Annotated in this window: 23 protein-coding genes and 1 pseudogene; 5 read left to right on the top strand and 19 right to left on the bottom strand. The window is 66.5% G+C overall.

The window, feature by feature from the left end; genetic code table 11:
- Window positions 1-14: 14 nt before the first annotated feature.
- Together ACMVO5_RS02935 and ACMVO5_RS02930 are read right to left on the bottom strand one after the other, a co-directional pair.
- Window positions 15-1,118 carry an inositol-3-phosphate synthase gene (locus ACMVO5_RS02935; protein ID WP_416908588.1) on the bottom strand — a complete coding sequence of 368 codons (1,104 nt, stop codon included), beginning with the start codon at window positions 1,116-1,118 and terminating at the stop codon, window positions 15-17.
- Window positions 1,119-1,189: 71 nt separating this feature from the next.
- The gene (locus tag ACMVO5_RS02930; RefSeq protein ID WP_416908587.1) at window positions 1,190-2,500 is read right to left on the bottom strand and encodes a CDP-alcohol phosphatidyltransferase family protein; all 1,311 of its coding nucleotides are present in this window, start codon (window positions 2,498-2,500) and stop codon (window positions 1,190-1,192) included.
- Between the two features lie 83 nt (window positions 2,501-2,583).
- On the opposite strand from ACMVO5_RS02930, the gene ACMVO5_RS02925 reads away from it, so the two are divergent.
- Window positions 2,584-3,399: a CDP-alcohol phosphatidyltransferase family protein gene (locus ACMVO5_RS02925; RefSeq protein ID WP_416908586.1), complete on the top strand. Its 816-nt coding sequence runs from the start codon at window positions 2,584-2,586 to the stop codon at window positions 3,397-3,399.
- Window positions 3,400-3,419: 20 nt separating this feature from the next.
- Window positions 3,420-5,705, top strand: a complete 2,286-nt coding sequence (locus tag ACMVO5_RS02920) for a hypothetical protein (protein ID WP_416908585.1) — start codon at window positions 3,420-3,422, stop codon at window positions 5,703-5,705.
- 3 nt (window positions 5,706-5,708) lie between these two features.
- On the opposite strand, the gene ACMVO5_RS02915 is transcribed toward ACMVO5_RS02920, so the two are convergent.
- The 12 genes from ACMVO5_RS02915 to nuoG form a co-directional block, all read right to left on the bottom strand.
- On the bottom strand, window positions 5,709-5,969 hold the full coding sequence (locus ACMVO5_RS02915) for a DUF1467 family protein (protein ID WP_416908584.1): 261 nt from the start codon (window positions 5,967-5,969) through the stop codon (window positions 5,709-5,711).
- A gap of 3 nt (window positions 5,970-5,972) precedes the next feature.
- The gene (locus ACMVO5_RS02910) at window positions 5,973-7,667 is read right to left on the bottom strand and encodes a ribonuclease J (protein WP_416908583.1); all 1,695 of its coding nucleotides are present in this window, start codon (window positions 7,665-7,667) and stop codon (window positions 5,973-5,975) included.
- Complete coding sequence (locus ACMVO5_RS02905; RefSeq protein WP_416908582.1) at window positions 7,664-8,452, bottom strand: type III pantothenate kinase; 789 nt, start codon at window positions 8,450-8,452, stop codon at window positions 7,664-7,666. Before ACMVO5_RS02905 ends, ACMVO5_RS02910 begins: the two co-directional genes overlap by 4 nt.
- Window positions 8,452-9,147: a biotin--[acetyl-CoA-carboxylase] ligase gene (locus ACMVO5_RS02900; protein ID WP_416908581.1), complete on the bottom strand. Its 696-nt coding sequence runs from the start codon at window positions 9,145-9,147 to the stop codon at window positions 8,452-8,454. The genes ACMVO5_RS02905 and ACMVO5_RS02900 overlap by 1 nt, the downstream gene beginning before the upstream one ends.
- Window positions 9,140-10,615, bottom strand: a complete 1,476-nt coding sequence (gene nuoN, locus ACMVO5_RS02895; protein WP_416908580.1) for an NADH-quinone oxidoreductase subunit NuoN — start codon at window positions 10,613-10,615, stop codon at window positions 9,140-9,142. Before nuoN ends, ACMVO5_RS02900 begins: the two co-directional genes overlap by 8 nt.
- On the bottom strand, window positions 10,615-12,195 hold the full coding sequence (locus ACMVO5_RS02890) for an NADH-quinone oxidoreductase subunit M (protein WP_416908579.1): 1,581 nt from the start codon (window positions 12,193-12,195) through the stop codon (window positions 10,615-10,617). The genes nuoN and ACMVO5_RS02890 overlap by 1 nt, the downstream gene beginning before the upstream one ends.
- Entirely contained in the window at window positions 12,195-14,180 is a 1,986-nt protein-coding gene (gene nuoL / locus ACMVO5_RS02885; RefSeq protein WP_416908578.1) for an NADH-quinone oxidoreductase subunit L, read from the bottom strand. Before nuoL ends, ACMVO5_RS02890 begins: the two co-directional genes overlap by 1 nt.
- Before the next feature lie 7 nt (window positions 14,181-14,187).
- Window positions 14,188-14,493, bottom strand: coding sequence for an NADH-quinone oxidoreductase subunit NuoK (gene nuoK, locus ACMVO5_RS02880; protein ID WP_416908577.1), 306 nt, complete (start codon window positions 14,491-14,493; stop codon window positions 14,188-14,190).
- Window positions 14,490-15,122: an NADH-quinone oxidoreductase subunit J gene (locus tag ACMVO5_RS02875; protein ID WP_416908576.1), complete on the bottom strand. Its 633-nt coding sequence runs from the start codon at window positions 15,120-15,122 to the stop codon at window positions 14,490-14,492. Before ACMVO5_RS02875 ends, nuoK begins: the two co-directional genes overlap by 4 nt.
- 82 nt (window positions 15,123-15,204) lie before the next feature.
- A complete protein-coding gene (gene nuoI / locus ACMVO5_RS02870; RefSeq protein WP_416909286.1) occupies window positions 15,205-15,636 on the bottom strand; it encodes an NADH-quinone oxidoreductase subunit NuoI in 432 nt (143 codons plus the stop codon).
- A gap of 53 nt (window positions 15,637-15,689) precedes the next feature.
- Entirely contained in the window at window positions 15,690-16,760 is a 1,071-nt protein-coding gene (gene nuoH / locus ACMVO5_RS02865; protein ID WP_416908575.1) for an NADH-quinone oxidoreductase subunit NuoH, read from the bottom strand.
- The gene (gene nuoG / locus ACMVO5_RS02860; protein WP_416908574.1) at window positions 16,757-18,796 is read right to left on the bottom strand and encodes an NADH-quinone oxidoreductase subunit NuoG; all 2,040 of its coding nucleotides are present in this window, start codon (window positions 18,794-18,796) and stop codon (window positions 16,757-16,759) included. The genes nuoH and nuoG overlap by 4 nt, the downstream gene beginning before the upstream one ends.
- Window positions 18,797-18,933: 137 nt before the next feature.
- Between nuoG and trmFO the strand changes: the two genes are divergently transcribed.
- Genes trmFO through ACMVO5_RS02845 form a run of 3 tightly spaced genes read left to right on the top strand, consistent with a single transcriptional unit; the run spans window position 18,934 to window position 21,775 of the window.
- Entirely contained in the window at window positions 18,934-20,268 is a 1,335-nt protein-coding gene (gene trmFO, locus ACMVO5_RS02855; protein ID WP_416908573.1) for a methylenetetrahydrofolate--tRNA-(uracil(54)-C(5))-methyltransferase (FADH(2)-oxidizing) TrmFO, read from the top strand.
- Window positions 20,265-20,795: a GNAT family N-acetyltransferase gene (locus ACMVO5_RS02850; protein WP_416908572.1), complete on the top strand. Its 531-nt coding sequence runs from the start codon at window positions 20,265-20,267 to the stop codon at window positions 20,793-20,795. The genes trmFO and ACMVO5_RS02850 overlap by 4 nt, the downstream gene beginning before the upstream one ends.
- The gene (locus tag ACMVO5_RS02845; RefSeq protein ID WP_416908571.1) at window positions 20,792-21,775 is read left to right on the top strand and encodes a hypothetical protein; all 984 of its coding nucleotides are present in this window, start codon (window positions 20,792-20,794) and stop codon (window positions 21,773-21,775) included. Before ACMVO5_RS02850 ends, ACMVO5_RS02845 begins: the two co-directional genes overlap by 4 nt.
- A gap of 7 nt (window positions 21,776-21,782) precedes the next feature.
- Here the strand turns inward: ACMVO5_RS02845 and ACMVO5_RS02840 are convergent, their stop codons facing one another.
- The 5 genes and pseudogenes from ACMVO5_RS02840 to ACMVO5_RS02820 all read right to left on the bottom strand — a co-directional run bounded on the left by ACMVO5_RS02840 (window position 21,783) and on the right by ACMVO5_RS02820 (window position 24,992).
- Window positions 21,783-22,472: a TolC family protein gene (locus ACMVO5_RS02840; RefSeq protein ID WP_416908570.1), complete on the bottom strand. Its 690-nt coding sequence runs from the start codon at window positions 22,470-22,472 to the stop codon at window positions 21,783-21,785.
- Window positions 22,450-23,130, bottom strand: a pseudogene (locus tag ACMVO5_RS02835) (TolC family protein); the annotation flags it as partial. The gene ACMVO5_RS02840 and the pseudogene ACMVO5_RS02835, both read right to left, overlap by 23 nt.
- Before the next feature lie 323 nt (window positions 23,131-23,453).
- Window positions 23,454-23,924, bottom strand: a complete 471-nt coding sequence (locus ACMVO5_RS02830; protein WP_416908569.1) for a histidine kinase — start codon at window positions 23,922-23,924, stop codon at window positions 23,454-23,456.
- Window positions 23,925-23,949: 25 nt separating this feature from the next.
- On the bottom strand, window positions 23,950-24,570 hold the full coding sequence (locus ACMVO5_RS02825) for a squalene/phytoene synthase family protein (RefSeq protein ID WP_416908568.1): 621 nt from the start codon (window positions 24,568-24,570) through the stop codon (window positions 23,950-23,952).
- Window positions 24,571-24,587: 17 nt separating this feature from the next.
- The gene (locus tag ACMVO5_RS02820) at window positions 24,588-24,992 is read right to left on the bottom strand and encodes a VOC family protein (RefSeq protein WP_416908567.1); all 405 of its coding nucleotides are present in this window, start codon (window positions 24,990-24,992) and stop codon (window positions 24,588-24,590) included.
- Between the last annotated feature and the right edge of the window lie 3 nt (window positions 24,993-24,995).

The raw sequence follows: 24,995 nt of genomic DNA, 5'->3' as shown, positions 1-24,995 counted from the left end.
GGGCCTGCCCCGGCTCAGTTGAGCGCAGGGCCCTTCACAAAGGCTTCGACCGCGTCATAGGCCTCGTCATCGGTGATCTGCTCGGGCGGGTGCTTGCAGAAATAGGAGGACGGCGCGAGCACCGGACCGCCAAGCCCACGATCAAGCGCGATCCGCGCGCAGCGGATCATGTCGATGGCGACACCGGCGGAATTGGGGCTGTCCTCAACCGACAGGCGCAGTTCGAGGTTCATCGGCACGCCGCCGAACATCCGGCCTTCCATGCGCAGGAAGCACACCTTGTTGTCGTTCTGCCACGCCACATAATCGCTCGGCCCGACATGGATGTTCTCGTCATCGAGCCGCACATGGGCGACCAACTGCACCGCCTCGGTCTTCGATTCCTTCTTCGACGCCAGCCGCTCCTTGTTCAGCATGTTGAGGAAGTCGGTGTTGCCGCCGGTATTGAGCTGATAGGTCCGGTCCAGCGCCACACCGCGCTTGGCGAACAGGTCGGTCAGCGTGCGGTGGACAATGGTGGCGCCGATCTGCGCCTTGATGTCATCGCCGATGATCGGCACGCCGGCGGCGCGGAACTTCTCCGCCCAGTCCGCATTGGAGGCGATGAACACCGGGATATTGTTGACGAACGCCACGCCAGCGGTGATCGCGGCATCGGCATAGAATTCGGTCGCTTCCTGGCTGCCGACGGGCAGATAGTTGCACATCACCTGCGCGCCCGAGCGCTTCAGGCTCTCGACGACATCGGCTTTGCTCGGCTGCGGCGCATCGGCCACGACGAAGCGGCGATGCTCAGGGTGAGCGGCCATGTGCGGCGACACCCCGTCAAGCACACGGCCCATTTCCACAATCGCGCCGGTGGGGCCGACATGGTCACAGAAGACGGCGGTGCAATTGGGCTTGGCGAAAATCGCCTCCGACACATCCCGGCCGACCTTGCGCGCATCAATGTCCCAGGCGGCGACAACGGAAATATCCTTGGGCCGATAGCCGCCCATGTCCCAGTGCATCAGCCCCAGTTCGTCGTTGGACCCGCCATTGGCATAATGGAAAAGCCCCTGCACGAGCGACGAGACGCAATTGCCAACCCCAACAAGGGCGACGGGAATCACCGACATTTCAGATAGTTCCTTTCAAACCGACAAAGCCTCGCCGATCAGCGACGGCGCGCGAATTTGTTGCAGTTATACTACGGCTTGTCGGTGGGCAAGGACGGTTTCGCGAGGAAGTCATAGCTGGTCGCTGCATAGTTGGCCGCAACGCGCGCATCGCCGGCCCGGGCAAAGGCACTCAGCCGCACATAGAAGCGCCACTGCGCCACCGCCGTGGTCAGCACGCTATAGGCCGCAAGCAGCGCAAAGCCCTCGAACCAGAGCCCGACGAGCGCCATCGCCAGCCAGGTCCAGAGAAAGGTGTTGCGCCGCCCGGCCACGAGCCGGAAGCCCCGCTCGAAGGGCCCGGCGTCATCGAGCTGAACCCCGGTCAAGCGCCGGTAGAATTCGCCCTGTGCCGCCTCGGCCAGCGCCGGCAGGATGATGAGCGCCGCCAGCGCCCAGGGCAGCGCCGAGCCCAGTGTGCGCGAAAACCACCAGGCCGCACAGAGATACCAGCCATACTCCAATATCTTGTCGAGCACATGCTCAAGGTCGCCCCAGCGCGAATATTCGATGCGCACCCGCGCCAGCTTGCCATCGACCCCGTCCAGCGGCCCGCACAGCAGCGCCAGCCCCAGCCCCCACCACAGCGCGCCCGTGGCCAGCGCATAGCCGGCCGCGACCGCAATGAACGCGGTGAACAGCGTCACCTGATTGGGCGTGATGCGGGTCGGCGCAAGCAGCCGCACCAGCGCGTCCTCGATCAGCGGGTGAATGAACCGCGCCGGCCAGTCGAGCGTACCCTTTTGTGCGGCGGCGATCACCTGCGCGCTGGCGTCCGCCGCCTGCGCCGCGTCCTGCGGGTTGCACCAGAGCAGCGGCACCGACCGCCGCCGCTCGGGCGCATAGAGCGGTGTTGCCGCGACCGGGATGCGCGCCACCGTCGGGTCCGCAGCCGCCAGACGAATCAGCGTCGAATGAAAATCCCAGTCGCCAATGTCGCGCGCCACGCTGGCAACCATCGCAGCGGGCAGCGCCATCACACCGGCCGCCAGCGTGGCGGAATCAAGCCGCTCGACGCTCACCGCGCTCTCATCACTGACCAGAATGCCGCCGCCCGCGCCCGAACCCGCGAGCAGCGTCGCCACGGCGCGCTCGTCGATGATCAGGCCGGGCGCCGGAATGATCACCAGCCCGCCCGCCGCCAATGCCTCGGCAAGCGAGGGAAACGAAACAGTTTCAATCCCTTGAACAGCGGCGTCAGACAGAGACGCGCCAACAAGAAAGAGCCGCTCACAGCCCATGCGGCGGAGCATCCGGGCCTGGCGCTCGACAAGTGACAAGCCGCCGACGACCAGCTGGGGACGCGGCGCCTCGGGGGCCAGAAGAACGCCGATACGGAGCATGACAGGCCCGCCTCATAGGGGGTTAGAGCCCGGCTTGCCAAGGCCGCTTGCCAAGCCCCAAGCCATGCGCCTAGCAAAAGCGCGTGCACAAAACTGCAACAGACGCATCGCGCCCCGAAGCGATCGAGGATCCGAGCAATCTCTGGCTCGTGCATCCCATTTCGTGGCGGCTGCTGCCGCTGGCGCTCAGGCTCGATCTTCATCCCAACACTGTGTCCTTCGCCGGCATGGGCTGCGGCCTGCTGGCCGGCGTCTGCTACTGGCAGTGGCGGGAGCCGGCCTATGTCGTCGCCGGCTTCCTGCTGATGCTGGCCTGGCATGTCCTTGACGGCCTCGATGGCAAGCTGGCCCGGGCCTCGGGCAAGGCCAGCCCGCTGGGGCGCATCATCGACGGCGTCTGCGATTATCTGGCCTTCATCTTCGTGCTCGTGCCGATCGCGCTCAGCTTCCCTGACTGGCAGGCCACTCTGTCGCTGGCGCTGGTCTCGGGGGCCTTCCACGCGGTTCAGTCGGCCTGGTATGAAGGCGAGCGCGAAGCCTGGAAGCGGCGCCAGGCGGGCTGTTTCGACGTGACACCCCGCCCGTCCGGCCCGGCAATCGCGGCCCCCTATCATTGGGCCGAGGCGCGCTTCAATCGCAGCCATCGGAACATGGACGCAGCGCTTGCTGCCAATCCCCGCCTGCTGGACAGCTATCTTGCCGCCACGGCTCCGATTGTGCGCGGCCTTTCAATCCTTTCTGCCAACAATCGCACGCTGGCCATTGCATTGGCTTGCCTCGCCGGCAATCCAAGGCTCTATTGGTATTGGGAGATCGCCGTGCTGACCTTGATTGCCATCGCCATGAGCCACCGCCTCCGCGGCCGGGAAGCGGCGATCATCTCGCAAGTCGCGGTCTGAAGGGAGCGCCCGGAGCCAAGATGTCAGACGAATCGTCCTTCACGCCGCCGCCCCGCTGGCCGCTCTGGCTCGCGGGTGCCGCAACCCTGCTCTGGCTGCTGTCCGCCGTCGCCGCCGCTGTGCCGCTGCTGCCCGGCCTCGCCCTGCCCGAAGGCTTTGCCGCCATCGCCTCGGCCGCCGCCGCCTTGCTCGGTCTCGCCGCGCCGCTCGCGCTCATCTGGTTCATCGCGCTGCGCCTGCAGGACGGCAGCCGCGCTCGCGCCGAGCGCGCCGCGCTCATGGCCGAACAGACCCGCATCACCGAAACCCGCCTCACCCAAAGCGCCGATGCCATCGGCCAGCTCGAATACCGGCTCTCAGAGCTGACCGGCCAGCTGACCGCCATGGCCAAACCGGTCGAACGCCAGCATATGGCGCTGGCCGCCACCATCACCGGCCTGCAGACCGCCACCAACGGCCTCAAGGAGGCGGTGGAGACCGCCGAAGCCGCAACCTCGCGGCTGGGCAGCGAGACCCCCGTCGCCACCGAGCGCGCCGAAGCGCTCAGTGCACTGCTCGAAAACACCCGCGCGGCATTGACCGCGCAGCTGACCGAAGCCGAAGCGCTGCTGGTCCGTCTCGGCGAGCATCTGGCCGCCGCGCGCACAGAGGCCAATGCCACCGCCACCGACGCCGAAGCGCGTATCGCTGCGATCACCGCCGCCACAACCGCGGCCAGCGAAGCGCTGCAAACGCCGCTCGGCGCGCTGGCGGACGGGGTCGACGCCGCGCTCGGCCAGACCAACGCCGCCGTCGAGACGGCACGCGCCGCGCTCGATGCCCAGACCAGCGCGGTCAATGACGCGCTGGCGGCGGCGCTCGCCACCACCGAACAGAGCCTTGAAGCCCGCGCCGATGCCATGTCGGCCCGCATCGACGAGGCGCTGGCCCGCGCCAGCAGCGCCGTCGACAGCACGCGTGACACGGTGCAGGCGCAGACCAATGCGCTGCTCGCCAGCGTCGACCAGGCGCGCACCAGCATCGAGCATATCGGCGGCGAAGCGGCCAGCGCCATCGCCGCGCGCCTCGCCGCGCTCACCGGGGGTCTTACCGGCCTCGGCAATATCCTCGACGATCAGGCCGGCCGCGCCGACAGCCTGATGAGCCGTTTGCAAGACGCCATCGCCCGCTTCGACGCCGCGCTCGCCGCCAGCGCCGAACAGGGCGAGGCCACGCTCGCCAGCGTCGATACGCGCGTCACCCAGCTCCGCTCCGGCCTTGATGCGCTCGCCGAGCCCGTCAACGGCGCGGATGCCGGGCTCGGCGCGCTTGTTGGCCATATGACCACGCTTGATGCGGCTGCCGCCGCCTTCTTCAGCCAGCTTGCCGAGGCCGTGCCGGATGCCGTGCCGGGGCTGGACGATCTGTCGGCGCGGCTGGCGCGGCTGCATGACGAGACCAACGCCCTTGCCGGCCCGATCGAGGCCGGTGCCGACACATTGGCCAGCGCCCAGTCCCGTCTCGAAGCCGCCGGCCAAGCGCTGGACGACGCCACCGAGGCGCTGCAATCGCGCCTTGCCAGCGCCGAGACCATGCTCGCCAGCCTCACCGCCAGCACCGAGAACGAAGCCCTGGCCGCAACCACCAGCCTGCTCGAAAGCTTCAGCCGCATCAAGGAGATCGCCGCCCAGTCTGCCGGCACGATGCGCGAGACCCTGTCGGGCGTCGTCGCCGAAGCCGAAGCCGCGCTCGATTCTGCCGCCACCGCCAAGGCCGAAGCCGCCTTTGGCGCGCCGGTCCGCACCGCGCTCGCCGCGCTTGAAGGCCAGCAAAAGGCCGCCGCCGCCGCCGCCCAGGCCGCCGCCGAACGCGTCACCGCCCGGCTCATGGCCCTCACCCAGACCGTGGCCAGCGTCGAGACGCATTTCGACAAGCGCCAGACCGAAGTCGAGATCCGCGAACGCTCCAGCCTGACCCGCCGCGCCACCGAGCTGCTCGCCAATCTCAAGGATCAGGCGATCGACCTTACCCGCCTGCTCGCCCTCAATATCGAGGATCAGGCCTATGAGGAATGGCTGGCCGGCGACCGCAGCCGCTTCCTGCGCGGGCTGGCGCTGGCGCTCGACGGCGATGTCGGCCGCGCCATCACCCGCCATATGGCCCATGACGCCGCCTTCCGCGTCGACGCCTCGCGCTTCACCCAGGATTTCGAGGCGCTGATCGCCCATGTCAGCGCCGACCGGCAGGGCCGCGCGCTCGCCGCCACCCTGCTCGCCTCAGACCCCGGAAAGCTCTATCTCGCCCTCACCCAGGCCAATGACGACTAGTGCTCAGCGCCAGCCGGGCACATCCTCGACGCGCACCCACTCATAAACATAGTTCAGCCAGAACAGGCCGAACAACGCGGCTGATATGACCGTCGTCCATATAAGCTTGCGCCCGAGGCGGGGGTTGACCGGCGCCGAGTTCGCCTGCCCCTCGACCTTGTCCTCGCCCGCCTCCTCGCTGGTCCTGACGCCAAAGGGCAGCACGGCAAACAGCGTCAGCACCCAGAACAGCAGGTAGATTGCCGCAACGGAAACCGGCTGCACGGCCTAGCCCAGCCGCACGATCTGCACTTCGGTGACCGGCTTCTTGCCCGTCCATTCGCGCGCCACCCGGCGCACGGCGACGCGAATGTCATCCACCAGCCGGTCGCCGCCCCCACCCCCGCCTTCCGCCGGCTTCGGCTTGCGGCCCCTGGGGGCGGCCCTGCCGCTGCCGCTGACAGCCTTGGCCGCCGCCTCGGCACATTCCTGCAGAAAGGCCTCCTTGTCAGCTTCCACCGGCACGCCCTGCGCATTGACCACCGGCTGGCCGACAAGCCGGCCCTCGCGGTCCACCGCCACCGCCACCGCCATCAGGCCATTGGCCAGCAGCCGCCGCCGCTCCGCCATGGTGCCGCCATCGGCGGGCAGGATCACATCGCCGTCGAGCACCAGCCGCCCGGCCTTTTCATGGCCCAGCAGGTGCGGCCCGTTCGGCGCCAGGCGAATGGCGCTGCCATTGATCGGCACCATCGTCTTCTTCACCCCGCATTCGCGGGCGAAGCGGGCATGCTCCTCCATGTGGCGGCGCTCGCCGTGCACGGGAATGGCGATTTCCGGCCGGATCCACTCATACATGGCTTCCAGCTCGGGCCGGCCCGGATGGCCCGAGACATGAACATGCGCCTGCCGCTCGGTCACCACCTCGATACCGCGCGTCGCCAGCATGTTCTGCACCCGGCCAATCGAAAGCTCGTTGCCGGGAATCTGCTTGGAGGAATAGACAACCATGTCGCCCGGCTCGAGCCGCAGCGCGGGGTGGCTGCCGTCGGCAATGCGCGACAGCGCCGCCGCTGGCTCGCCCTGCGCCCCGGTGCACAGGATCAGCAGCTTTTCGGGCGCCATGCCGCTGGCCTGGTCCCAGCTGATCACCGGCGGCAGGTCCTTCAGATAGCCGGTGGCCTTGGCAACCTCGGTAATCCGGTCCATCGAGCGCCCGGCCAGCACCAGATGCCGCCCAGTCTCCTTCGCCACATGGCCCAGCGTGGCGATGCGCGCCGCGTTGGAGGCAAAGGTCGTCACCACCACCCGGCCCTTGCGCCGCGGCTTGATCAGCTGCAGCAGCCCGGCGCGCACATCGCTCTCGCTGCCCGAGGCTTCGGTGTTGAACACATTGGTCGAATCCCCGACCATCGCCAGCACGCCGGAATCGCCAATCGCGGTCAGCTCCTCGGCGCTGGCCGGCGTACCGAGCAGCGGGCCATCGTCCAGCTTCCAGTCACCGGTATGAAACACCCGGCCATAAGGCGTGTCGATGATGAGCGCATTGCCCTCGAGGATCGAATGCGCCACCGCCACATAGCGGAAGCCGAACGGCCCCAGCTGCAGGCTGCCGCCCATCGGCACGATATTGAGCTCGACCTCGCGCTCGATGCCCTCTTCCTTCAGCTTCTTGGCAATCAGCCCGGCGGTAAAGGGCGTCGCATAAAGCGGCACGCCAAGATCGGCCGCCAGATAGGGAATGGCGCCGATATGGTCCTCATGACCGTGCGTCAGCACGATGCCGAGCAGATCGCGGCGCCGCTCCTCGATGAAGGCCAGATCAGGCAGCACCAGCTCGACACCCGGATAGCTCGGGTCGGCGAAGGTCATGCCAAGATCGACCATCACCCATTTGCCGTTGCAGCCATAGAGATTGACGTTCATGCCGATTTCGCCGCTGCCACCAAGCGGCAGGAAGATCAGTTCATTGCCAGGTTTCATTCCGTCTTCTTTTCATTGAGGCCATGGATGCGGATCAGCCCGCGAATCGTCAGGTCACCGTCCACCAAGTCGATGGACGCGCTATGCCGGTTGAACAATGTGGCAAGTCCGCCGGTCGCAATCACCGTCACCGGACCAGCAATCTCGTCCCTGATGCGCTGAACCAGCCCGTCGATCAACCCCACATAGCCCCAGAACACCCCGGACTGCATGGCATGCACCGTGCTCTTGCCGATCACCCCGGCATTGCCGGCCGGCGGTTCCACCGCGATGCGCGGCAGCTTGGCCGCCGCCTGATAGAGCGCGTCCATTGAGAGATTGATCCCCGGCGCAATCACCCCGCCCAGATAGGCCCCGTCGCCGGCGACCACGTCAAAGGTCGTCGCCGTGCCGAAATCGACGACCACCAGATTGCCGGCATGGGCATGATGCGCCGCAATCGCATTCACCAGACGGTCGGCGCCGACTTCGGCCGGATTGTCGATGGCGATGCGCAAGCCGAGCCGGGCGGCGCCAATGGCGACCACCAGCGGCTCGACCTCGAAATATTTCCGGCACAGCCGCTGCAGGTTGAACAGCGTCGGCGGCACCACAGTGGCGATGATCGCGGCATCGATCACGCCGTGCGGCACCCCTTCCAGCGCCATCAGCTGGTGCAGCCAGACGGCATATTCATCCGCCGTGCGCTGGCCATCGGTCGAAATCCGCCAGCGCCAGCGAATGGCCTCGCCCTCGCAGATCGCAAAGACGATATTGGTGTTGCCCACATCGATTGCCAGCAGCATCAGCCCCTCCACTCGCCCAGCGCAAACACCTCGCCCGCATGAATGGCGCGAACCGTCCCGTCCGCCAAGCCCAGCAGCAGCGCGCCATCATCGTCCAGCCCCTCGAAGCGCCCGCTCAGCGTCTCATGCCCCAGCCGCGCCTCGATCTGCCAGCCCAGCCCGGTCGCCCCCGCCAGCCAGGCCGCGCGCACCGGCGCGAAACCTTCCGCCTCCCAGCGCGCCCGCCAAAAGGAAAAGCGCGCCCTCAGCGCCTCGAAAAGCACCCCGACATCGCCGCCAACCGCCACCGCCGGCCGGTCCACCGCGCCGGGCGCCGAGACGACATTGACGCCGATGCCCACCACCAGCGCCATGCCCGTGCGCTCAAGCAAAATGCCGCTCACCTTGGCGCCGTCCAGCAGCAGGTCATTGGGCCATTTCAGCACCGTCGCCGCGCCGCAGGCTTCCATAACAGCCTCGCGCAGCGCCACTGCCGCAATGAAGGAAAACTGCTGCACCGCGCCATGCGCGCGCACCAGCACACTGGTCATCAGATTGCCGGCCCCGTCATGCCAGGCCCGGCCGCGTCGCCCGCGCCCCGCCGTCTGCCGGTCAGCGCGCACCCAATGGCCATCCTCGAGCGCATCAGCGCGCGCCAGCAACCAGTCGTTGGTCGAGCCCACCTCGGCGAGATGGGTAAGGCCCGGCTCAGCCAAGCCCGAACAGGCTCGCAGCCGCGCGCCCCGTGGCCGCAGCAATGGGCGCCATCGCCAGCATGCCGAGCGGCGAGCAGAACAGCGCCGCCCCAAGGATCAGCGCGCCATTGGCGATGCTGCCGTCGCTGACCAGCGACGCCTTGTCGGCATCGAAATACATCACCTTGACCAGCCGCAGATAATAAAAGGCCGCGACCACCGAGGCGACAAAGCCGATCACCGCCAGCTCGACAAGGCCTGCGCCGATCACCGCCTGAAACACCGCCAACTTGGGCCAGAAGCCGAGCAGCGGCGGAATGCCCGCCAGGCTGAACATGAACACCGCCATCGCCAGCGCGAGCCGCGGCTGCGAGCGCGACAGGCCGGCGAGATCGTCCATCGCCTCGATGGGAAGCCCCTCGCGGGTGCGCAGCTGCATCAACACAAGGAAGGTGCCCAGCGTCATCGCCACATAGACCGCAATGTAGAAAAGCAGCGCCTCGATCCCCGCCGGCGTCGCTGCCGTCAGCCCAACGAGCGCAAAGCCGATATTGGCGATGGAGGAATAGGCCAGCAGCCGCTTGACGTTCGATTGTGCAATCGCCGCCACCGCGCCCAGCACCATCGAAGCCACGCTCAGGAAGGCGACGATCTGCTGCCAATCAAACACCGCCGGCGCAAAGGCCGTCACCAGCACCCGCACCATCAGCCCGATGGCCGCCACCTTGGGCGCGGCCGAGAAAAACGCCGCCACAGGCGTGGGCGCGCCTTCATAAACATCAGGCGTCCACATGTGGAACGGCACCGCCGAAATCTTGAAGGCCAGCCCGGCGATGATGAACACCAGCCCGAATACCAGCCCGAGCGAGCGCGACCCATCGGCCAGCGCCAGCGCGATGCCGCCGAAATTGGTCGTGCCGGCAAAGCCATAGATGAGCGTGATGCCATAAAGCAGGATGCCGCTGGCCAGCGCGCCGAGCACGAAATATTTGAGCCCCGCCTCCGCCGAGCGCCCCTCGCCGCGGTGGAACGCCGCCAGCACATAAGCCGCGAGCGATTGCAGCTCCAGGCCGACATAGAGCGACAGCATGTCATCGGCGCTCACCATCACGCACATGCCGAGTGCAGCAAAGCTGAGCAGCACCGGATATTCAAAGCGCAGCGTCTTCGCCTGTTCGAGCCATGGCAACGCCAGCACCATCGACGCCGCCGCCGCGCCCAGGATGAGCAGCTTCAGAAAGGCCGAAAAGCCGTCCGCCACATAGAGCCCGCTGAACGCTACCACCCGCCCCGGCTCGGCCTGCAACACCGTCCAGCCCGCCACGCCCATGATGATCACCGCCGCCAGCGTCACCCCGCGCGATGTCAGGCTGTTGTCGGGCGACTTGGCGCCGCCGCCAAAGGTGCCGAGCATCAGCAGAAACAGGCTGCCGACCATCAGCACCAGCTCGGGTGCCGCCACCAGCGTCGAGGCGAGAATGGGATGCATCAGTGTGCGGCCTCCACCGTCGCCAGCCGCCGCGCCGCCTGCCCGGCCGGCACCGTCTGCGGCGCGCTCCCCTGCATGATCGTCATGTCGGTCGGAAGCGTGGCCAGCTGCACGCCGTCCAGGCGGGCGACGATGCCGGCCACCGCGGGACGCATCGGCGCCTGAAAACTGCCCGGATAAATACCCATCCACAGCACCGCGACCACCAGCGGCGCCAATATCGCCACTTCCCGCGCGCTCACATCGGGCATCGCTCGCGTGTCATCGCCCGCCGCCTGGCCATAGGCCAGCCGCCGGTAGAGCCACAGCATATAGGCCGCGCCCAGGATGATGCCCGTGGTCATCACCAGCGTCGCCCAGGTGCTGGTCTGGTAAAGCCCGATCAACACCAGAAATTCCGCGACAAAGCCGCTTGTCGCCGGCAGTCCGACGCTCGCCATGGTGAAGAACAGCAGCAACACCGCATAGCGCGGCATGGTGTCGGCCAGCCCGCCATAGCGGTCGATCTCGCGGGTGTGCAGCCGGTCATAGACCACGCCCACACACAGGAACAGCGCGCCCGAAACCAGCCCATGGCTCAGCATCATCACCAGCGAGCCCTCGATGCCCTGTTCATTGAGGGCAAACAGCCCGGCGGTGACAAAGGCCATGTGCGCAACGCTCGAATAGGCGATCAGCTTCTTCATGTCGGCCTGCACCAGCGCCACCAGCGAGGTATAGACCACCGCCACCATCGACAGCGCAAACACTAGCCAGATCAGCTGGCCACTCGCATCAGGGAACATCGGCAGCGAAAAGCGCACAAAGCCATAGCCGCCCAGCTTCAACAGCACGCCAGCGAGGATCACCGAACCAGCGGTCGGCGCCTGCACATGCGCATCAGGCAGCCAAGTGTGCACCGGCCACATCGGCATCTTCACCGCAAAGCTGGCGAAAAAGGCGAGGAACAACCAGAATTGCGCGCGCGGATCAAAGTCATAGGCTGAGAGCACGCCGATATCGGTAGAGCCCACCTCATTCACCATCCAGAGCATGCCCACCAGCATCAGCACCGAGCCGAGCAGCGTGTAGAGGAAGAATTTGTAAGAGGCATAAATCCGCTGCGCCCCGCCCCAGATGCCGATGATCAGGAACATCGGGATCAGCCCGGCTTCGAAAAACAGGTAGAAGAGCAGCATGTCGCGCGCCGCAAAGGTGCCGATCATCAGCGATTCCATCACCAGAAACGCCGCCAGATATTCAGGCACGCGCGTCTGCACGCTCTCCCAGCCCGCCAGGATGCACAGCGGCATCAGGAACACCGAGAGCAGGATCAGCATCAGCGAAATCCCGTCAATGCCCAGATGCCATTCCAGCCACGGCCCGAACGGCTGCAACCGCTCGACAAACTGGAAGCCCGCAGCGCTGGTCTCATAGCCCGCCCAGAGTGCGGCCCCCATCACCAGCAGCAGCAGCGTCGTGCCAAGCGCGGTCCAGCGCGCCCGAAATGCCCGCGTCGCCTCATCCCCCGGCATCACCAGCAGTGCCGCCGCCGCTAGGACCGGCAGCACGATCATCAGGGTGAGAAACGAGCCCGCCATCACCGGATTCCGCCCACAAGCGCTTCGGGCACGAACCATGCCGCCACCAGCCCCAGCCCGATCAGCATCACCAGCGCATAGGCATAGAGCTGGCCCGACTGGAACCGCCGCGCCGCCAGCGCGCTGCCGGCCACCACCGCCGCCGCCCCGTCCGGGCCGAGCGCGTCAATCGTCTTCTGGTCCCCGCGCACCCAGAAGAACCGGCCCAGCGCCTGCGCTGGCTGCACGAACAACACGTTGTAGATCTTGTCGAAATACCATTTCTCGCAAAGGAAGCGGTAAAGCACCGGCACCGCGCCCGCCACCGCCGCCGGCAGGCCGGGCTGCTTCACATAAGCCAGCCAAGCCCCGCCTAGGCCCAGGAAAAAGGCGATGCTCGGCGCCAGAACAACGCAGGCCGGCACATGATGCAGCGCCTCCATCAGCCCCACGTCAAAGGCGATCGACTGGCTCCAGAAGGCCACGCCGCCCTCCTCGCCGACAAAGCCGTCATGAAACACAAGACCAGCCAGCAGCGCTCCCACCGCCAGCACCACCAGCGGCGCCGTCATCGTCCAGGGGCTTTCATGCGGGTGATAGCCGCCCGTTGGGTCGCCCGGCTTCGGGTGGCCATGGGTGATATGCTCGCTCATCCCCCAGCGCGGCGTGCCGAAAAAGGTCAGGAACACCAGCCGCCATGAATAGAAGCTGGTCATCAGCGCCACCAGCGCGCCCACGAAGAACGCCGTCTGCCCGGCCTCCGTGCCGCTGGCATAGGCGGCCTCCAGAATCGCATCCTTGGAATAATAGCCGGCGGTGAAGAAGAAGCCGGTCAGCGCCAGCGTGCCGATGGTCATCATCGCAAAGGTCAGCGGGATCGCTTTGCGCAGGCCGCCATAATAGCGCATGTCCTGCTCATGGTGCATGGCATGAATAACCGAGCCAGCCCCCAGAAACAGCAGCGCCTTGAAAAAGGCATGGGTGAAGAGATGGAACATCGCTGCCCCATAAGCCCCTGAGCCGGCAGCAAAAAACATATAGCCAAGCTGCGAGCAGGTGGAATAGGCAATCACCCGTTTGATATCGGTCTGCACCAGCGCCACCGAGGCCGCGAACAGCGCAGTCGCCGCCCCCACATAGGTCACCACCGCAAGTGCGGTCGCACTCGCTTCGAACATCGGTGACAGGCGGCAGACCATGAACACGCCCGCCGTCACCATGGTTGCGGCATGGATGAGCGCAGACACCGGCGTCGGCCCCTCCATCGCATCCGGCAGCCAGGTATGAAGGCCCAGCTGCGCCGACTTGCCCATCGCGCCCACGAAGAGCAGCAGGCACAGGCAGGTCATCACATCCACCTGTGCGCCGAGGAAGGAGAAGGTCGAGCCCGCCACCATCGGCACGGCGATGTTGATGGCATCGATGGAGACAGTGCCGAACACCAGGAAGGTCGCGAAAATGCCGAGCGAAAAGCCGAAATCCCCCACCCGGTTGACCACGAACGCCTTGATCGCCGCCGCATTGGCGCTCGGCTTGTGATACCAGAAGCCGATCAACAGATAAGACGCCAGCCCCACGCCCTCCCAGCCAAAGAACATCTGCACCAGATTATCGGCGGTCACCAGCATCAGCATGGCGAAGGTGAACAGCGACAGATAGGCGAAGAAGCGGCTCTGCGACGGGTCCTCCTCCATATAGCCCCAGCTGTAGAGGTGCACGAGCGCCGACACGCTGGTCACCACCACCAGCATCACCGCCGTCAGCATGTCGAGCTTCAGCGCCCAATCGACCTCAAGCGCGCCAGACTGCATCCACTCCAGCACCACCACCGTCGAAGGCACCGCATCGCCCTGCCAGAAGCCGATGAAGATAACCCACGACAGCAGCGCCGAGACAAACAGCCCGCCGGTCGTCACCAGCTTGGCCGCGCGCGCGCCGATCACGCGGCCGCCGAGCCCGGCGACAAGCGCCGACAGCAGCGGCAGGAACACCAGAAGCTGGATCACGCCGCGCTCAGCCCTTCAAAACCGTTGCATCATCAACCGCGATGCTGCCACGATTGCGGAAATAAATGACCAGAATGGCCAGCCCGATGGCCGCCTCGCCCGCCGCCACGGTGAGCACGAACATCGCGAAAATCTGCCCATGCACCTGCCCCAGATGCGCTGCAAAGGCGACGAAATTGATGTTCACCGACAAGAGGATCAGCTCGATCGACATCAGGATGATGATGACATTCTTGCGGTTGAGGAAAATCCCCAGCACCCCGAGCACGAAGACGGCGGCCGACACGGTCAGATAGTGCGAAAGGCCGATCACTTGTCGATCCCCTTCAGGTCCACGCCCGCACCCAGCGCCGGCTGCGTCTTGCGCGTCGCCATCGCCGGCGTCCGCGCCACCTGCGCGCCGATATTCTGCCGCCGCACGCCCTCGCGGGTGCGATGCGTCAGCACGATCGCGCCGATCATCGCCACCAGCAGCACCAGCCCGGCCGCCTGAAAGGCGAAGATGTAATCGGTATAAAGCGCCGAGCCGATCCACTGGGTGTTGCTCATGCCCTCGGGCGGGCCGCCCGGCGTCGCCCGCATCGCCACATTGCTGGCCGGCTGCCAGCTGCCCAGCGCCAGCAACATCTCGGCCAGAATCACCACTGACACCGCCAGCCCCAGCGGCAGATTCTTCAGGAAACCTTTCCTCAGCGTGGCGAAATCGATGTCGAGCATCATCACCACGAAAAGGAACAGCACAGCAACCGCGCCGACATAAACAATGATCAGCAGCATCGCCAGAAACTCGGCGCCGAGCAGAATGAACAGCCCGCCCGCATTGAAAAAGGAGACGATCAGCCAGAGCACCGAATGCACCGGGTTCTTCGACAATATGACCAGCACCGCCGAGGTGATCAGCACCACGGCGAACAGATAGAAGGAGAAAACCGCAGTGGTCACAGCGCCCGTCACAACTCACCCGCGCCGACCGCGCGGCGCGCCTTGCCCCGCGCGCCAGTCGCCGCAGGAGTTGGGGCGGCTGTTACCGCCACCGGGCATCCGCCGCAAGGTTGGCGGCAATCGCCCGCTCCCATTTCTCGCCGTTCGCAAGCAGCTTGTCCTTGTCGTAGATCAGCTCCTCGCGCGTCTCGGTCGAGAACTCGAAGTTCGGCCCCTCGACAATCGCGTCCACCGGGCAGGCTTCCTGACACAGCCCGCAATAGATGCACTTGGTCATGTCGATGTCGTAACGCGTCGTGCGCCGGCTCCCGTCCTCGCGCGGCTCGGCCTCGATGGTGATCGCCTGCGCCGGACACACTGCCTCGCACAGCTTGCAGGCAATGCACCGCTCCTCGCCATTGGGATAGCGCCGCAGTGCATGTTCGCCGCGGAAGCGCGGAGAAATCGGACCCTTCTCGAACGGATAATTGAGCGTCGCCTTGGGCCGGAAGAAATATTTGAGCGTCAGCCCCATGCCTGAAATGAACTCAAGCAGCAGCAGCGATTTGGCAGCGTTGAAAACAGCACTCACAGCATCCGCTCCGGCAACACGTCAAAATGCCCGCTGAACACCAGCCAGCCCGACACCACCACCACAAAGGCCAGCGACAGCGGCAGAAACACCTTCCAGCCCAGCCGCATCAGCTGGTCATAGCGGTAGCGCGGCACGCTCGCCTTCACCCAGGCAAAGCAGAAGAACATCACCGCCATCTTGGCCAGCATCCAGACAAAGCCCGGCACCAGATAGAGCGGGCCCCAGTCAAGCGGCGGCAACCATCCGCCGAGGAACAACACCGGGATCAGCGCGCACATGAACAGAATGTTGGCATATTCGCCGAGGAAGAAGAGCGCGAAGCTCATCGAGGAATATTCGACCTGATAGCCGGCCACCAGCTCGGCCTCGGCCTCGGGCAGGTCGAACGGCGGCCGGTTGGTCTCGGCCAGCGCCACGATGAAGAACATGATGGCCAGCGGAAACAGCAGCGGATTGAAGATGTTGCCGTTCAAGACACCGAAGATGTTGCCCTTCTGGCTCATCACGATGTCCGACAGGTTGAGCGACTGGGCATACATCATCACCGCCACCAGGATGAACCCCATCGACACTTCATAAGACACCATCTGCGCCGCCGAGCGCAGCCCGCCCAGAAACGGATATTTGGAGTTGGACGCCCAGCCCGACATGATGATGCCGTAAACACCCATCGAAGAGACGGCGAAGACATAGAGAATGCCGACATTGAGATCGGCCAGCACCAGCCCGGCATCAAACGGCATCACCGCCCAGATCGCCAGCGCCAGCACAAAGGAGATCATCGGCGCCAGCAGAAACACCGCCCGGCTCGCGCCTGCGGGAATGATCGTCTCCTTCAAAAACAGCTTGGCCGCATCGGCAAAGGTCTGGAACAGACCGAAGGGACCGACCACATTCGGCCCGCGCCGCATCTGCATCGCCGCCCAGATCTTGCGGTCGGCGTAGACCGCCATCGCCACGCCCAGCATGACCGGCAGCACAATCGCCAATATCAGGACGAGATTGGCGAGAAACCAGCCCGGCCCCTCCCCCAATTGCCCCTGAAACCAGCCGGTGAAGGTCATTCCGCCGCCTCCCGCACAGGCGCTGCGGCATTGACGATCTGCGCCACACATTCGGCCATCGTCTCGCTGGCGCGCGCCACCGGGTTGCTCAGATAATAATCGCTCATCGCCAGCGGCAGCGGGCCAGACGGCGGCACCACCGGCGCCCCCACCTTCTGCGGCGCAAAGGCCGGCACATCGGCCGGCCGTTCACCCACCGCGCCCAGATGCGGCCACTCGATCGCGGTCCGCGCCCTGAGCGACCCCAGATCATCATAGGGCAGCGCTGCCCCCAACACCGCGCTCAGCGCCCGGAAGATCGTCCAGTCCTCGCGCGCATCACCGGGCGGGAACACCGCACGAAGCCCGCGCTGCACCCGGCCTTCCATGTTCACCCAGGTGCCGGGCTTCTCGGTATAGGCCGCGCCGGGCAAGATCACATCGGCATGGCGCACGCCGGCATCGCCGTGCGTGCCGACATAGACGGTGAACACATCAGCGAGCCGCGCCGTATCCATCTCGTCCACACCCAGCAGAAACACCGCCTTCAGCGCCCGGTCCGCCAGAATCGCCTCGACGCCGCCTTCGCTCACCAGCCCCAGATCAAGCCCGCCCACGCGCGCCGCCGCCGTGTGCAGCAGGTTCCAGCCGTTCCAGCCCTCGCGGACCAGCTTCACCTTGTGCGCCAGCACCCGTGCCGCCGCCCACACACCGGGCACCCGCAACCCGCCCATGCCCAGCACGATCGCCGGCCGCTCGGCGCCCTTCAGCGCGTCCATCACCGCCTTGGGCAGCTTGGTCAGCAGCCCGGCCTCGTCGCCCAGCCATTCGGCCCCATAGCTCAGCGGCACCTGCGGCCCGATGGCAAACACCTTGGCCCCGCCCCGCGTCACCGCCTTGCGCAGCCGCACATTGGCCAGCGGCGCCTCGCGCTTGGGATCGGCGCCCACCAGCAGCACGACATCGGCCGTCTCCAGCCCGGCCAGCCCGCTGCCCAGCAGATAGTCCCCGCGCGTGCCCGCCTCGATCAGCGCCCCGTCCTGCCGGCATTCGATCCGGTCGCTGCCGAGCGTGCCCAAAAGGTCCTTCAGCGCCACCATATCCTCAACCGCGCACAGATCACCGACAATGCCGGCAATCTGGCCGCCCGAAACACCTTCAAGCCCGGCCTTCACCGCGGCAAATGCCTCCGCCCAGCTCGCGCGCACCAGCTTGCCGCCCTTGCGCACCCAGGGGCTGTCCAGCCGCTGCTCGCGCAGCCCGTCATGGGCAAAGCGGCTCTTGTCGGCCAGCCACTCTTCATTCACATCATCATTGATGCGCGGCGTCACCCGCAGCACCGCCGGGCCGCGCGAACCAATAACGATGTTCGCGCCCACCGCATCCATCACATCGATGCCGTCGGTCTTCTTCAGCTCCCAGGGCCGCGCCTGAAAGGCATAGGGCTTCGATGTCAGCGCCCCCACCGGGCAGAGATCGATAATGTTGCCCGACACCTCGCTCGTCACCGCGCGCTCGAGATAGGAAGTGATCTCCATATTCTCGCCGCGCCCAACCGCGCCAATCTCCTCGACGCCCGACACTTCCTCGGCAAAGCGCACGCAGCGCGTGCAATGGATGCAGCGCGTCATGATCGTCTTGACCAGCGGCCCCATATATTTCTCGGTCACCGCGCGCTTGTTTTCCTCGTAGCGCGAGCCGCCCCGGCCATAGGCCAGCGCCTGGTCCTGCAGGTCGCATTCACCGCCCTGGTCGCAGATCGGGCAATCGAGCGGATGATTGATGAGCAAAAACTCCATCACCCCTTCGCGCGCCCGCTTCACCTTGGCGCTGCGGGTCAACACCACCTGCCCGTCGGCCGCCGGCATGGCGCAGCTGGCCACCGGCTTGGGCGCCTTTTCCATCTCGACCAGACACATGCGGCAGTTGCCGGCGATGCTGAGGCGCTCATGATAGCAAAAGCGGGGAATCTCCGCGCCTGCCGCCTCACACGCCTGCAGAACCGTGGCACCGGCTGGCACCTCCACCTCGATTCCGTCCACGGTGAGCTTTGGCATTGCTGTTCCCACACACTGCCGACCCCGAAACACCGGCCGACCTATCGTGGGGCCACGCTATAACGAGCCATCCCACGCGTGGGAAGCCAGCTTTCGCCGCACTTGCGAACATTGGCAGGTCGCGCCATGCACAGCGCATGACCAAGCCCGTTCACATCATCGGCGGGGGCCTTGCCGGCTCCGAAGCCGCCTGGCAACTCGCCAACGCCCATGTCCCCGTCATTCTGCACGAAATGCGCGGGGTCCATCCCACCGCCGCCCATGCCACGGACAGACTCGCCGAACTGGTCTGCTCCAACAGCTTCCGCTCGGATGACCCTGACAACAATGCCGTCGGCCTGCTCCACGCCGAAATGCGCGCGCTCGGCAGTCTCATCATGGCCGCGGCCGACAAGGCGCGCGTGCCCGCCGGCTCGGCGCTGGCCGTCGACCGGGACATTTTCGCCGGCCATGTCACCTCAGCCCTCGAAGCCCACCCCCATGTCACCATCGTGCGCGAGCTCATCGACGGCCTGCCCCCGGCTGACTGGGACAATGTCATCATCGCCACCGGCCCGCTTACCGCCACACCGCTGGCCGAAGCCATCCAGCGCCTCACCGGCCAGGACAGCCTCGCCTTCTTCGATGCCATCGCGCCGGTCATCCACCACGAGTCGATCAATCTCGACATCGTCTGGGCGCAGTCCCGCTGGGACCGGCCCAACGAGCATGGCGACACCAAAGACTATCTCAACTGCCCGATGGACCGCGACCAATACAACGCCTTCATCGACGCCATGCTCGCGGCTGAAAAAACCAGCTTCAAGGATTGGGAAGCCGATACCCCCTATTTCGACGGCTGCATGCCCATCGAGGTGATGGCCGAGCGCGGCCGCAACACCCCGCGCTTCGGCCCGATGAAGCCCGTCGGCCTCACCAACCCGGCCACCGGGCGGCGCGCCTTCGCCGTCGTCCAGCTTCGGCAGGACAATGCGCTGGGCACGCTCTGGAACATGGTCGGCTTCCAGACCAAGATGAAGCACGCCGAGCAGGTGCGCGTCTTTCGCATGATTCCGGGCCTCGAAAACGCCCAGTTCGCGCGGCTGGGCGGGCTGCACCGCAACACCTTCATCAAGTCGCCGGTCCTGCTCGATGCCACGCTGCGCCTGAAGGCCGACCCCCGGCTGCGCTTCGCCGGCCAGATCACCGGGTGCGAAGGCTATGTCGAATCGGCCGCCATCGGGCTCGTCGCCGCCCGCTTCGCCGCCGCCGAGCGATTGGGCAGCCAGCCGGTGCCGCCGCCCGACACCACGGCGATGGGCGCGCTGCTCGCGCATATCACCGGCGGTGCCGACGCGCGCGGCTTCCAGCCGATGAACGTCAATTTCGGCCTGTTCCCGCCGCTGTCGCCCGCCCCCGCCACGAAAGACCAGCGCAAGCCGATGCTCGTCGCTCGTGCCCGCGCCGACCTCGCCCGCTGGATGGCGGCATGAACCGTCAGCCAACGCTTGCCAACGCCCATGTCCGCCTGCGCCCCATGGTGGCCGCCGACCGTGACGCGCTCCACAAGGTCGCCGCCGACCCGCTGATCTGGGAACAACACCCCTATTCTGACCGCTGGCAGCGCCCGGTGTTCGACCGTTTCTTCGATGACGGCCTCGCCAGCGGCGGCGCGCTCGTCGCCGAAGACCCGGCCAGCGGCCAGATAATCGGCTCGTCGCGCTACGACAGCAGCCGCGCGGGCCCGGACGAAATCGAGATCGGCTGGACCTTCCTCGCCCGCAGCCATTGGGGCACGCTCACCAACCCCGCGATGAAAGCGCTGATGCTGGCCCATGCCCTGCCCCATTTTGCGCGCGTCATCTTCATCATCGGCGAAAACAACCACCGCTCGCGCCGCGCCGTCGAGAAGATCGGCGCCGTGCTCACGCCGCGCACCGACCTGCTGCCCGCGCCGCACGTCACCTATGCCATCGACCGCGAGGCCTTTGCCCGCGGTCCCATCGCGCATCTCGCATGACGCTATGGCAGCGGCTGGAAGCCGCGCGCAGCTGGACCACCACCCCGGCCGGACGCCGCACCGGGCAAGTCATCAGCGTCATCCTTTCGCTGTTCATCCTCAGCCTGCTGCTGCGCGCCATCGCCCAGGTCGGCTGGCCCAGCCTCATCGCCGTGCTGCCCAGTGCGCCGCTCGCCGCCACGGTCTTCTGGCTCGCCTTCATCGGCCAATATCTCGCCCAGCCGGTCTTTGACTGGCTGATCTTCCACCGCTGGTGGCAACTGCGCCTGAGCGAAATCAGCGTCTTCCTGCGCAAGCATGCACTCAACGAAACCCTGTTCGCCTATGCCGGCGAAGGCTGGCTTCTGGCCTGGGGCGCGCAGCGCAGCGGCATCCCCTTCAATCCCGAGAATCCGCCGCGCATCGCCGGCCGCGGCCAAGGCCCCGGCATCGCGCCCGGCGTCAGCATCTTTGCTGATGTCAAGGATGTCGCCATCACCTCGGGGCTGGCCGGCAATCTGTTCACGTTCGCCATGCTGCTCGCAGCACTGGCCATGGGCGCCGCCGATGCGCTCGGCACCGCGCTCGACCCGGCGCTGCTCCAGCGCGGCGCGCTCGGCTTTGCCGCGCTCATCGCCCTCAACATCGTCATCCTGTTCAATCGCGGCCGGCTGTTCAGCCTTGAGCGCCCGGCCAACACCCGCAGCTTCGCGCTCCATATGGGCCGCGTCGCCACCTCCCACGCGCTGCTGCTGGTCAGCTGGGTCGCCGCCCTGCCCATGGTCGGCCTCTCCGCCTGGCTGCTGCTCGGCGCGATGCGGCTGGTCATCGCGCGGCTGCCGCTGCCCAACAAGCAGCTGCTGTTCGCCGCCCTTGCCGTCAGCCTTGCCAGCGAATCCGCCCCGGCAGTCGCTGCCTTGATGGCGGCACAAGGCGTGCTGACGTTGGCCTTGCACAGCTTGTCATGGCTGGCGGCCGAGCTGATCGAGCGAAAGCGCTAGCCGCCGCTCAGCGATTGGCCGGCAAGGCTGGTCCCTGCACCGCGGCATCCTGCGCGGGAATGCCCTTGGTCGAGGTCGATTCAACAGCCGGCGCAGACCTTCCACTCCAGTCGAAGAAGTCCCCCCGAACCCGCTGAAAATTCTCGCTGCTGTCATAATATTCAACGTCTTCGAGCGCGAGATCACGCGCTTCTGCATCGCCCATCGCCGCCAGCAGCGTGAAGGCAGCGACATAGGCGTTGCGCTGCGCGGTCACCAGCTGCACGCGCGAGTTGATCAGCTCCTGCTCGGCATTCAGCACTTCGATCACCGTGCGGTTGCCCACGCTCGCTTCCACGCGCACGCCCTCAAGGCTAAGCGCATTGGCCTCGATCGCCGCTTCGGCTGAAAGAATGACATCGAGTGACGCCTTCCACGCCGCATAGGCCGCGCGCACCTGCTGCACGACGCTGCGCTCGGCGGCGATATAATCTTCCAGTGCCGCCTGCTGGCGCGCCTGCGCCTGACGGATCTGCGCCGCCGGTCGCCCGCCCTGAAAGAGCGGGATGGTCAGCTGCGCGCCGATCGACGCCGATTTCCTGCGTCGAGGGAATGTCGACCGGCACCGAGGCGACGGCCCCGCCAAAATTGTCGTTGCGGTTAAAGTTGCCGAAGCCGGAAATCGTCGGCAGCCGCCCGGCCCGCGCCGCCTTGACATCAAAACCCGTCGCCTCGGCCACCTTCTTCGCCGCCAAAATATCGGGATTGCCCTCCAGCGCCACGTTCAGCGCCGCATCCACATCGTCGGGCAGGCCGGCCAGTGGCGGCGGCAGCTGCAGCGCGTCAGGGGCCGCCCCCACCTGCTGCACATAACGCTCCTTCGAGCCGATGAGAATGGCCTCGGCATTGCGCAGGTCCGCCTGCGCCTGGCTCAGCCGCGCTTCCGATTGCGCCACATCGGTGCGCGTCAGGTCGCCCACCTCAAACCGGTCCCGCGTCGCCTGAAGATTGACCTCGAGGTTGTTCAGATTGGCCTTGTTGAACTCCACGATCGCGGTGTCGCGCAGCACATCGATATAAGCCGCCACCACCTGCGAAAACACGCTGGATTCGGTCGCGCGCAGCGTCTCTGCGCCCGCCGCCACCCGGCTGTTCGCGGCCTTGATGGCATTCTTCACCGCCCCGCCCTGATAGATGGGCACGCTCATCTGCGCCTGCGTCGACAAGGAGCGCGGAATCACGACGAACTGACCGGCCGGCACCAAGACATTTTCACTGAAGGTCGAATTGAGGTTCGCCGTTGGCAGACCTGCCGCCCGCTGGATCGTCACATTCTCGTCGGTGGCGCGCTGGTTGGCCCGCGCAGATGCCAGCACGGGATTGCTGACATAGGCCCGTGCCAGCGCCTGCTTCAGCGTCTCGGCCCCTGCCGGTGCCGCCAGCGCGGCCGCCAATTGCGCGGCAACAAGGCAACGCAGCAGCCCGCGCCGTTCGCCAGCAAATGCCGTTTCCGATGTCGCTCTTCTGCTCACGCCAAAACCTTCACTCTGTCAGCCATCGCCGCCCGCCACCTTGCCGCACCGCCCTGCCACGTCTTGCCACCAATCGCAACGACCAAGCTGAGTCAGACTCGACTAACAGCATCCGTGGTGGCACCAACCACCTCACAGCGCCACAAGAACGGCTCTGTCCCCGTCCTCTAGCGCCGCCGCGCGGTTGTCGCAAACTCCTCGCGCGACAGCAGATTGTCGCGGTCGCCGTCGGCCGTCTCGAACTTGCCGATGGTGCTTGCCGCATATTCCTCGAAATCAAGCACGCCATTGCCATCGAGATCGAGCTTGGCGAAAGCCCGACGCCGGCTGCGCAGATATTCCTCGCGGTCGATCCGTTCATCCTTGTCACGGTCATAGCGGTTGAACCGCCGCGCCTCGCGCTCCTCTTCGCTGATCGGCGCCTTGGGCGCCGGTGGCAAGACGATCGTCTCGCCCGGCGCAACCGGCGGCGGCGGCGGCGGCGCGACCGGTGCCGCAGGCGGCTGCACCACCTCGCCCGCCACAAGCTGCGGCGCAGCTGCATCAGGCGCGGCGGCGCGCCATAGCCACCACGCGCCCACCAGCGCTCCCAAAATGACAGCAAGGGCCAGCAGACGACGCACAACGCCTCCGTTCATACCCTCAGCCCAGCCTTAGACAGGCTCAGCGCCCGCTGGCAACTGCCCAGAGCATGCGCAGCTGCCGCCCCGCCCCGCCGCGCGCCGCCCGCGCCCGCCCGGCCGCTGCATCACGCGCATCGCGCACCCCCAGCACCGCCAGCCCCAGCAGCGGCCGCAGCGCCGCCGACACCCGACCCTGCCACAGCTCGCCCACCGCCCAGCCTCGCCCCAGCGCCGCCGCCAGCGTCTCATCCCCACCCAAGAGCCGCCCCGCCAGCGCAAACAGCCGCGCCCCGCCCTCGGCCTCCGCCGCCCGCTCGGCATCCGCATCCAGATCGCCCGCCAGCCGGCAGCCCCAGCGCTCCTCCAGCGCCGCCAGCTCCGCCCCGCCTAGGCCCTGCGGCAAAAGAAAGGCGGCCGCCGCCTGCAAATGCGGCTCATCGGGTGCCTTGGCCGCCCCGTCCAGCGCCAGCAACGCATCGCGCCACCAGGCCAGCCTGATCGCCCCCACCATCGGGTCGCTCACCGTCTCGGCCACCTCGGCCAGCACCCGGTCGAGCGCAAACAGCGCCACCAGCGCCGGCCGCACGGCCTCAGGCGCATAAAGCGTCGCCAGCCACAGCTCGCGCTCGCGCGCCCGCAACTCGTTTGCCAGGCCGGTCAACGCGCTCGAATCCGAAATCAGCCCGGCCCCAGATGAAAGGCACAGAATTTGTTGCCATCCGGATCGCGAAAATAGGCACCATAAAACGCCATCGGGTCATCATCAGGGACGGCTTCGGCGTCGCGCAACCCGGGCGCGCCCTCGTCGCTGCCGCCGGCCGCCATCGCCCTTGCATGAACGGCGTCCACCTCCGCCCGGTTCGCCGCCATCAAGGCGACCATCGTACCATTGCCAGCCGTCGCCGGCTTTCCGTCAAAGGGCGGACACATCGCCAGCAGCGGCTCATCCATGCTGCGCCCCCAGATCGAACCGCCCTGCGGCATGGGAAACAGCTTCTGCGCGCCCATCAGCCCCAGAACTGCGAGGACAAAGGCCTCCGCCCGTGCCAGATCATTGGTCCCCAAGGTCACATAGCCGATCATATC

This window comes from Polymorphobacter sp., assembly GCF_048007885.1.
GTDB lineage: Bacteria > Pseudomonadota > Alphaproteobacteria > Sphingomonadales > Sphingomonadaceae > Sandarakinorhabdus.
Note: the sequence above shows the minus strand (reverse complement) of the source record. Positions and strands in the feature narration are given on the sequence as shown.

Bases quoted from the DNA above. Each gene is read 5' to 3' on its own strand.
- ACMVO5_RS02935 (WP_416908588.1), bottom strand. From the start codon at position 1,118: ATGTCGGTGATTCCCGTCGCCCTTGTTGGGGTTGGCAATTGCGTCTCG.
- ACMVO5_RS02930 (WP_416908587.1), bottom strand. From the start codon at position 2,500: ATGCTCCGTATCGGCGTTCTTCTGGCCCCCGAGGCGCCGCGTCCCCAG.
- ACMVO5_RS02920 (WP_416908585.1), top strand. From the start codon at position 3,420: ATGTCAGACGAATCGTCCTTCACGCCGCCGCCCCGCTGGCCGCTCTGG.
- ACMVO5_RS02910 (WP_416908583.1), bottom strand. From the start codon at position 7,667: ATGAAACCTGGCAATGAACTGATCTTCCTGCCGCTTGGTGGCAGCGGC.
- ACMVO5_RS02905 (WP_416908582.1), bottom strand. From the start codon at position 8,452: ATGCTGCTGGCAATCGATGTGGGCAACACCAATATCGTCTTTGCGATC.
- nuoN (WP_416908580.1), bottom strand. From the start codon at position 10,615: ATGCATCCCATTCTCGCCTCGACGCTGGTGGCGGCACCCGAGCTGGTG.
- ACMVO5_RS02890 (WP_416908579.1), bottom strand. From the start codon at position 12,195: ATGGCGGGCTCGTTTCTCACCCTGATGATCGTGCTGCCGGTCCTAGCG.
- nuoI (WP_416909286.1), bottom strand. From the start codon at position 15,636: ATGGGGCTGACGCTCAAATATTTCTTCCGGCCCAAGGCGACGCTCAAT.
- nuoH (WP_416908575.1), bottom strand. From the start codon at position 16,760: ATGACCTTCACCGGCTGGTTTCAGGGGCAATTGGGGGAGGGGCCGGGC.
- nuoG (WP_416908574.1), bottom strand. From the start codon at position 18,796: ATGCCAAAGCTCACCGTGGACGGAATCGAGGTGGAGGTGCCAGCCGGT.
- trmFO (WP_416908573.1), top strand. From the start codon at position 18,934: ATGACCAAGCCCGTTCACATCATCGGCGGGGGCCTTGCCGGCTCCGAA.
- ACMVO5_RS02850 (WP_416908572.1), top strand. From the start codon at position 20,265: ATGAACCGTCAGCCAACGCTTGCCAACGCCCATGTCCGCCTGCGCCCC.
- ACMVO5_RS02845 (WP_416908571.1), top strand. From the start codon at position 20,792: ATGACGCTATGGCAGCGGCTGGAAGCCGCGCGCAGCTGGACCACCACC.
- ACMVO5_RS02840 (WP_416908570.1), bottom strand. From the start codon at position 22,472: ATGTCAAGGCGGCGCGGGCCGGGCGGCTGCCGACGATTTCCGGCTTCG.
- ACMVO5_RS02830 (WP_416908569.1), bottom strand. From the start codon at position 23,924: ATGAACGGAGGCGTTGTGCGTCGTCTGCTGGCCCTTGCTGTCATTTTG.
- ACMVO5_RS02820 (WP_416908567.1), bottom strand. From the start codon at position 24,992: ATGATCGGCTATGTGACCTTGGGGACCAATGATCTGGCACGGGCGGAG.